The sequence below is a fragment of the Gracilibacillus thailandensis genome (assembly GCF_010994055.1).
Classification (GTDB): Bacteria; Bacillota; Bacilli; order Bacillales; family Amphibacillaceae; genus Gracilibacillus; species Gracilibacillus lacisalsi.
Genome location: NZ_WJID01000117.1, coordinates 1 through 7,515 on the forward strand (window position 1 = coordinate 1; position 7,515 = coordinate 7,515).

A 7,515-nucleotide genomic window follows, 5' to 3' on the forward strand; every position below is an offset into this window, starting at 1 on the left:
AGTCCCACAGGAGTTGAAGCGGGCGGCCTCCGCTATAAAAAAGCTCTACAACGTAAGTGACAGCTAACTTTTTGAGGTTTTATACAATGTAAAAAAAGACGTAATGTCCGTACGTTAAAAAAATGTAGAACGTTATTTAGCGTAGGCGTCCACTTCGACTCCTGTGGGATCAGCGTGATCTGAAGATCCACTTTTGTAAAGCGATCTTCTTTACAAAAGTTAGATGAAGACGCGCCCCACGGAAAGCGAAGTGGGCAAGCCGTAGCGGTTGTTATGCCTATTATTCATGTCAAAATGACTACTTTGGACAGGACCGGCGGGGGTTGCCGGTTTTTCTTAGCCCTTTGCTTTGAAGAAGATGGCGCCTATCATTCCGAAGATGATTGCTGCAGAAATACCTGAGCTTGTTACTTCAAACATACCTGTTACAACACCTATCAATCCGTGTTTCTCCGCTTCTTCTAATGCACCGTGAACAAGGGAGTTACCAAAGCTCGTGATCGGAACTGTAGCACCAGCTCCAGCAAAATCGATTAACGGCTCATATAACCCTAGCCCATCTAAAATAGCCCCAGCTACAACCAATGTGCTTAATGTATGAGCGGGGGTCAGCTTCCCTACATCAAGTAATAGCTGACCGACTACACAGATAAGCCCCCCAACTATGAAAGACCATAAAAAAACCATTCCAAATCACCTCTTTTTTAAACATTTTCAATAGATACTGCATGTGCAATACACGGTATTGTTTGTTTTTGTTGAACGGTCAGTGGGGATAACAAAGCTCCTGTAGCAACAACTAAAATACGATTGCATTCTCCTTGTAACAGCTTATTGATAAAGTGGCCATATGTAACCACTGCCGAACATGCTGGCCCACTAGCTCCAGCGAATATAGGTTGATCAGATTTATAGATAATTAACCCGCAATCAACAAATTGATTTTCGTTAATTTGATCATTATTTTGTTGGAATAAATCTAAGCACATTTCACGGCCAACTTTAGCGAGATCACCGGTTATGATGTAATCATAATAATCAGGAGAAATATTTCGATCCTTCAAATGTCTAGTAATGGTATCATATGCAGCTGGAGCCATAGCACCACCCATATTAAACGGATCTTTTAAACCTCTATCCACAACTTTTCCAATCGTTGCAGATGTTACTTTTGGACCTGTACCATTCTTTGAAAGAATAGCTATGCCAGCACCGGTTACAGTTAACTGAGCAGTATCGGGTTTTTGGCTACCGTATTCATTCGGATAGCGGAACTGTCTTTCCACTGCGGAAGTATGACTTGCCGCACCAGTCATCACATAATCAGCTTTCATTTGATTCGCTATTAAAGCAGCCATAGCTAATCCTTCCATTGACGTTGCACAAGCACTAAATACACCTAAATAGGGAGTGCCTAAATTTTTAGCTGCAAAGTTAGAGGGAGTTAACTGGTTAATTAGATCGCCGTGTAGAAAGTACTGGATATCACTTAATTCCAAATTCGCTTTTTCAATGGCGTAGTGACATGCATCTTCGATCATATGTTGATGTGCAAGTTCAAATGACTTTTCATCCATCCATTGATCTGTATAGAAATAATCAAAGTCATTGGGGATATTTCCTTTTTCTTCTAACGGCCCTCCAACTACTCCTGTTGAAATGATGGATGGAGGGGTATCAAATACCCAAGTTTGTTTACCTGTCATCATTATGCGCCACTCCAATAAGAAAAAATAGTTTTAATTAAAGCTATAATAAATGCAGAAAATACACCGAATAGAATTACAGAACCAGCAAGTTTAAACATATTTCCACCAACACCTTGAACAAATCCTTCTGTACGATGTTCTATTGCAGCAGAAATTACAGCATTACCAAACCCTGTTACAGGCACAGCCGTTCCAGCCCCTGCAAATTGAGCAATACGATCATAAACCCCAAATCCAGTAAGTAACATCGTGATAAATATTAATGTTGCAACTGTTGGATTACCAACAGTTTGTTCGGTGAAGTCAAAGAAGTACATATAGATGGTTGATATAACCTGTCCAATGACACAAATAAGCCCACCAATTAAAAAAGCCTTGATACAGTTTTTTAGTAATGGTCGTTTCGGTTCTTGGGCTTTTTCATAATCCTTGTAATTTGTTTGGTGATCTTTCATTGTATATCCTCCATTACGTTTTCTCTTTCAACAGTTTTTTGAGTTTCTTTAATTTTTTTTGAGCTTCTTCCTTTGATAATGATTGATTTTCCAGCTTGGTTAACTCCATGAAAAATTTTTGATCAGAAGTCACTTGAATTTCTTTGATATTCGTTAATGTTTCTAAGTCTTTTTTTACTCGTTTTTCTATTTTTTGTTCAACTGCTTGTTTAAGAGGTGTTGCATTAAAGGCAACAAAAAGTTGATCTTCCATATGAATTGCTTTGTATGAAGCAATATCATTTGTCTGGTCGTCCAAATATGTTTGTGCTATGCTAGGTATAGACTGTTCCTCATGTGCATTTGACGTTTCTGAACTCAACATGACAATATCAGACGAATCACCTTGAGCCGTAGAGGAATTGTCCTGATTATTACAGGCAGCAAGTATTAAGATGCACATGATAGTAGTGAATATATGTAACACTTTCATCTTATTTCCTCCCTTTAATGGAATAGCCTTATACATATCTTGTAGAAGTTTTAAAAAAGTATACATTCAAAATGTGTAAAAGAAATGAAACCAAACGCATAGAAAATTCGTCTATATAAGAAAAGAAAAATGGCGAGGAGGAATGACATGTGTGGAAAAAATACACCATTGTCATCGCTATAATCGCTTGTATTGGGACTGTCCTACTGTTTGTTATTAAGGATTTACAGAAAGCATCTTTAGTTGAAACAGTCAAGATTGAAGAACAATATGAGGATTTTATTGTACATATACGAGTAGAACCAACTAGTGATGGTTTTCAAGTGTTACGATCGATTCAATATATTGGGGAAGAAGATATGATGATCCAGCACAGAACACCACTAACACAAGTTACTATTAACGCTGACAATGCAACTTTTACAGGTAGTCCGATATCCAAACAGATGAAACCCGGGTACCAGTATTACCCACAGCAACCATTGAATTTTCCGGCTCTTGAAAAAGGGGATCATAAAATGTTTGTCCATACCCAGTTTTTTATTGATGGAGAAAGGATAGACATTAAAACCGAGGAAACGATTAAATTCCAATAAGTTTGCCCACCATAGTGCCAGTTCAAAAAACCCGTTTCATAATGAAAACGGGTTTTTTGTGTGGAGGTAGCATTTGCTAACTTTGAGTGCAATTAATCTTCTCCATCAAACAATTGTTCTTGTTTCTCTGTAATGATCATTTCCTGTTCTTTATTATTTGATATTTGCTGATAGTTGATAATAATAGATTCTTCATCAAGCCACTCTGCTGATTGAATATTAATATCTTCAGACGGCGGTGGGGGCTCAAATTTTACTGTATTCCAGTCTTCTAGGTTGAAAACTTTCCATGTATCTCCTTGAGATGTATCCAAAATAAATACCAAATTTGATTGATCAGGAGATGGGATCGCTTCCTTTAAATAAACTAAATCATCTACTAAAAATGAACGATTTGGCTCATTTCTATCTAATAAGAGATAAGAACAAGTCGTTGACGAGCAATTAAAAGAAAGTAGGTAAAGTCGATCCAGTTCAAGCTTTTCAAGCTTCATATTAGCTATAGCTCTATCTCTGTTTTCCACCGTGTTGAGATAGGCGCCGAGTATAGTAATATTGTCTGTGTTCAATGTTATGATTTCATCTTCTAATATAAACTCTACTTCAGGGTCTTCTTTTTCCTGAGGTATTTCTTCTTGGTCTAATAATTCATCTATTGGTTGATCAGGATCTTCTTTTGTGATCATCGGCTCGCTTTCTTTATTACTACATCCGATCAAAAGAATGAGTGAAATAATAATGATTTTCTTCAAAACAGCATCCCCTCTGTATGGTTTACTAATGGTCCACTAAAATGATTAATCGTTTCAAAGAGGTGAGAGTAGGGTGATAAGTTTCGTTAACCATAAGTAGGGAAAATCCCCCTTACTTATGGAAGTCTCACTTTATGTCGCTTGTTGTAATTTAAGTATTTTTAGTTGGTCATTTTCATACCCAACAACTAACGTATACTGCCGTGATTTTTGGACTTCTTCGTATGTCTCATTTCTTATCGTTATTTCGACATTGACTTCCATATGCACTTCATCATTTTGAGTATCGATAATGGTTTTATCTTGAACATCTAAATCAATCAGTGTTTGAAATAATTGACGGAAGTCTGTATAACTCGTGCTATTTTGATATTGACTACCCAATAAAGAATAGGCATTAACATAATCTCTTAGTTCAATATTATCAAAAAAGTATTCAGCAATATAAAGAGTGTCTTCTTTAAGCTTTTTTTTATTAATTTTTTGATCGGTAGGGGAGAGAATAGTTAATTCATCTTCTTGTACATTATCCGTCCATTCTGAAACGATCTCAGCAACTTGTGAGATTGGTATACTGAATCCAATGTCTGTATCAGAAATTCCCGCAGAGTTAATCCCAATGACTTTTCCGCTGTTTCTGGAAATAAGAGGACCACCGCTATTTCCATGTGTGATGTTTGCAGATATTTGATACACTTCATCGTATTGATAATCATTTATCGAAAATGATCGGTCAGTACCAACGACCAATCCAAGAGATACACTATTCTGAATCCCCATCGGACTTCCAATCGCAATTATTTCATCACCGATATCGGCTTGTTTGTCCGTTTCTAGTGCTATTGGTTCTAGCTGGTTTAGCTCTGGAACACGTATTACTGCAAAATCTTGATCTTCTCCGATCCCAACTATTGCTGCCGGATATTCCCTAGCATTAGTTAATTTCACAATAATGGTGTCAGCATCCTCGACTACATGGGCATTGGTAATGATATCACCTTGATTGTTTATTACAAAACCAGAACCTGTTTTTTTATTGACATCACTGGAACTTTCAATTTGAACAACAGATTTTTGAGATTGATGAATAATATTTTTTAAATTTACTTCACTCTCACTTGCAATATTGGTAGCTAGTGTATTCGTTATTTCTAACGGCTGGTTCATAAAACTCAAGTAAATACTAATTGCAGCAATTAGTGATAATAATAGTATGATGACAGCCGAAAAAATAGGAATATATTTTCTTTTCTTATACATAAGAATCCCCCGGAGTTTATTCTAAGTACCAAGTAACTTCTTCTACTTTTGGTGTTAATCGCTCATAGTCCGTATTAACGTCATAATGAGTAAATTCAAAATTACCCTCTTCATCTGGATATAATGTCTCTGGGAATACATAAACATCGTTTTCTAAAACAGTATTGTCGTCCTTATCACGGATTGAATAACTGACTAAGATAGAATGGATAGGGACTGTAGCAACACTTTTTAATTGACCAGTAATGACCCAGTTATCTTTCTCTTCTTGTATTTGTATATCAATGAGTTCTATGGCATGACTTTCATTTAATTCTTGTTCTTCTTCAAACGCAGAAAGTGCTTGTTCAATTCGTTGCTCCTGAGCAGATTCGAAAGCTGTTTTCTCTTTATTGATCGTTGTTTTTAAACTATCTAATTGTTCAGAACTTTCCACTACTTTTAACGTATCTTCAATTACATGTAAGGCTTGAGAAAATTGAAAGTCTTCTAGTAAAGCAGTAGCCTCTTGATAAGTCATTGACACTAGCTTTTGGTGTACTTCTTCATGTAATTCATCGGCCTGTTCATGTGTTATATCTTCTACCTCCCATAATAAAGCCTTTAATTCAGCAGTAGTAGGATCATTATTCAATTTATAGGTTGCTTGTTTTAATAAAGTTTGATTTTTGGTGGCGAGATTTTCCTCCATTAGTTGATCGGTCAAGTCCCCACTGAATTTTTGTAAATCAGCTTCCGAATTTCGAATTATATTAAATGATTCAGCAAATTTCCTTTGTTCATTTAAGGTCTCAACTTGCTTGATATCTTCTTCCACTTCCATAGCAACATTTAAAAATGCTATAACTTCTTCGGCAGCAGGAAAATTTTCTTTATAATCCAGTGCTCGCTCAAGTAAATTTATTGCTTGTTGATAATCACCAATCAGAGCCATCTCAGCTGCTTCATCGTAATAATTTAGGGCTTTATTAGATTGGTAGTTTGTAATAAAATATGTGGAACCAATTATACAACTCGCAAGTATCAATGATACAGTAGGAAGTAACCACCATTTTTTAGACGGTTTCTCTGGTAATTTTCTTTTATTTATATCTTCTGGTAATCTTTTTCCGCAAGAAACACAAAAGGTTTCCATTATTTCAACCTGACTACCACAATTGGGACAAAAGGACAAAATAATTCCTCGCCTTCTAGTTTAACTAAATTGAGATAGAAGTCTCACTTTATTATAGCATGAATCCATTTAATTCTTTAGAGGAATTGGTAAGAAAATACTAAAATATTCTTTATTAAAATGAGAAAATTAGGTATAATATAGAAAAGAAGAATTGAAAAAATGAGGTGTAGAACGTGGATCTTTTTGGTATTTTATGTTTAGTGATTTTAATCGGTTGTATGGGGTATAGTATTTTTGATCGTGTAAAATAATGTAGAAATAAGAGAACCTCAATAGAGAATAGTCTATTGAGGTTTTGTTATTGAGTCTAATGAAAGCAGATTGCTGTTCTGGTGTTGTGCTTCATATAGACAAAAATCACCATAATTCACAAACATCATAATGCGTACTTTACTTGTAAAATATCTTTAAATATTTTATATTAAATACATATATTTGAATTTTCGATTGTTTTTTCCAAAGCTATTAAGTCAGATTTCTTATGGATAGAAAAGCTTTATTTTGAATATAGCCAAAAGCATCATGTGGTCTTGCTGGTTCCATAATATAATAAAATACAATAAAAGGAAAATGTCGAAATGTTGCAAGATTTACGAGAAAATCTTTTCTTATACGAAAGAATTGTCTAATATTGCGGTTCGCTTTACAAGGAATCATTTTTTTGGGATAATCAATAGCGTTTACCAAATGTACTGTTGAAGAAAATAATTTTAGGGGGTAACTCGGTAAATGACACTATATCCAATAAATTTAATAAGTAAGATTGAGGAATTAAGAAAAGAAATGACCGATGTTGCTCTCAAAAAAGGTATTACAAGCAAAGAATCACTTCACATTAGTCAAGAGTTGGATGAGTTATTAAATGATTATGAGCATTATAAGCAAAAACAAAATAAAAATACAGAATGAGTATGAATAAATATATAAGGAAAACCCGTTTCAACCACTCCCTGAAACGGGTTTTGTATGCTGATATGGAAAGAAAGCATAAAATCAGCGCAATGACGGTATTAAACGAAGTAGTTATTTTGACAAATTTTAAGTGTATTTGCCAACACTTCGACTCCTGTGGGATCAGCGTGATCTGAAGATCC

9 protein-coding genes are annotated in these 7,515 nt (G+C 35.2%); 2 read left to right on the forward strand and 7 right to left on the reverse strand.

All coding sequences use genetic code 11. From position 1 onward, the window contains the following. Window positions 1-336: 336 nt before the first annotated feature. From spoVAE to GH715_RS20835, 4 genes are read right to left on the reverse strand one after another with little or no spacing between them, the layout of a single operon-like run. Window positions 337-687 carry a stage V sporulation protein AE gene (gene spoVAE, locus GH715_RS20820; RefSeq protein ID WP_153837177.1) on the reverse strand — a complete coding sequence of 117 codons (351 nt, stop codon included), beginning with the start codon at window positions 685-687 and terminating at the stop codon, window positions 337-339. A 17-nt stretch (window positions 688-704) separates the two neighbouring features. Next, complete coding sequence (gene spoVAD / locus GH715_RS20825) at window positions 705-1,709, reverse strand: stage V sporulation protein AD (protein WP_153837176.1); 1,005 nt, start codon at window positions 1,707-1,709, stop codon at window positions 705-707. Then, window positions 1,709-2,164 carry a stage V sporulation protein AC gene (gene spoVAC, locus GH715_RS20830; RefSeq protein WP_018932843.1) on the reverse strand — a complete coding sequence of 152 codons (456 nt, stop codon included), beginning with the start codon at window positions 2,162-2,164 and terminating at the stop codon, window positions 1,709-1,711. Before spoVAC ends, spoVAD begins: the two co-directional genes overlap by 1 nt. A 13-nt stretch (window positions 2,165-2,177) precedes the next feature. Continuing rightward, a complete protein-coding gene (locus tag GH715_RS20835) occupies window positions 2,178-2,636 on the reverse strand; it encodes a YhcN/YlaJ family sporulation lipoprotein (RefSeq protein WP_153837175.1) in 459 nt (152 codons plus the stop codon). Between the two features lie 149 nt (window positions 2,637-2,785). Here GH715_RS20835 and GH715_RS20840 point away from each other — a divergent pair, with 149 nt between their 5' ends. Further along, on the forward strand, window positions 2,786-3,232 hold the full coding sequence (locus GH715_RS20840) for a hypothetical protein (protein WP_153837174.1): 447 nt from the start codon (window positions 2,786-2,788) through the stop codon (window positions 3,230-3,232). A gap of 92 nt (window positions 3,233-3,324) precedes the next feature. Here GH715_RS20840 and GH715_RS20845 read toward each other — a convergent pair whose 3' ends face one another. From GH715_RS20845 to GH715_RS20855, 3 genes are all read right to left on the reverse strand, one after another. Beyond that, window positions 3,325-3,984 (reverse strand): hypothetical protein, encoded by a 660-nt coding sequence (locus GH715_RS20845; RefSeq protein ID WP_153837173.1) that lies wholly within the window; start codon window positions 3,982-3,984, stop codon window positions 3,325-3,327. A 132-nt stretch (window positions 3,985-4,116) separates the two neighbouring features. Further along, the gene (locus tag GH715_RS20850; protein ID WP_153837172.1) at window positions 4,117-5,244 is read right to left on the reverse strand and encodes a S1C family serine protease; all 1,128 of its coding nucleotides are present in this window, start codon (window positions 5,242-5,244) and stop codon (window positions 4,117-4,119) included. Window positions 5,245-5,260: 16 nt separating this feature from the next. Beyond that, window positions 5,261-6,379, reverse strand: coding sequence for a zinc ribbon domain-containing protein (locus tag GH715_RS20855; protein ID WP_153837171.1), 1,119 nt, complete (start codon window positions 6,377-6,379; stop codon window positions 5,261-5,263). Between the two features lie 771 nt (window positions 6,380-7,150). Here GH715_RS20855 and GH715_RS20860 point away from each other — a divergent pair. Further along, the gene (locus GH715_RS20860; protein WP_153837170.1) at window positions 7,151-7,330 is read left to right on the forward strand and encodes an aspartyl-phosphate phosphatase Spo0E family protein; all 180 of its coding nucleotides are present in this window, start codon (window positions 7,151-7,153) and stop codon (window positions 7,328-7,330) included. Window positions 7,331-7,515: the final 185 nt, after the last annotated feature.

Excerpts from the sequence above, each read along its gene's own strand:
- GH715_RS20850 (WP_153837172.1), bottom strand. The coding sequence starts at position 5,244 with ATGTATAAGAAAAGAAAATATATTCCTATTTTTTCGGCTGTCATCATA.
- spoVAE (WP_153837177.1), bottom strand. The coding sequence starts at position 687 with ATGGTTTTTTTATGGTCTTTCATAGTTGGGGGGCTTATCTGTGTAGTC.
- GH715_RS20860 (WP_153837170.1), top strand. The coding sequence starts at position 7,151 with ATGACACTATATCCAATAAATTTAATAAGTAAGATTGAGGAATTAAGA.
- spoVAC (WP_018932843.1), bottom strand. The coding sequence starts at position 2,164 with ATGAAAGATCACCAAACAAATTACAAGGATTATGAAAAAGCCCAAGAA.
- GH715_RS20855 (WP_153837171.1), bottom strand. The coding sequence starts at position 6,379 with ATGGAAACCTTTTGTGTTTCTTGCGGAAAAAGATTACCAGAAGATATA.
- GH715_RS20835 (WP_153837175.1), bottom strand. The coding sequence starts at position 2,636 with ATGAAAGTGTTACATATATTCACTACTATCATGTGCATCTTAATACTT.
- spoVAD (WP_153837176.1), bottom strand. The coding sequence starts at position 1,709 with ATGATGACAGGTAAACAAACTTGGGTATTTGATACCCCTCCATCCATC.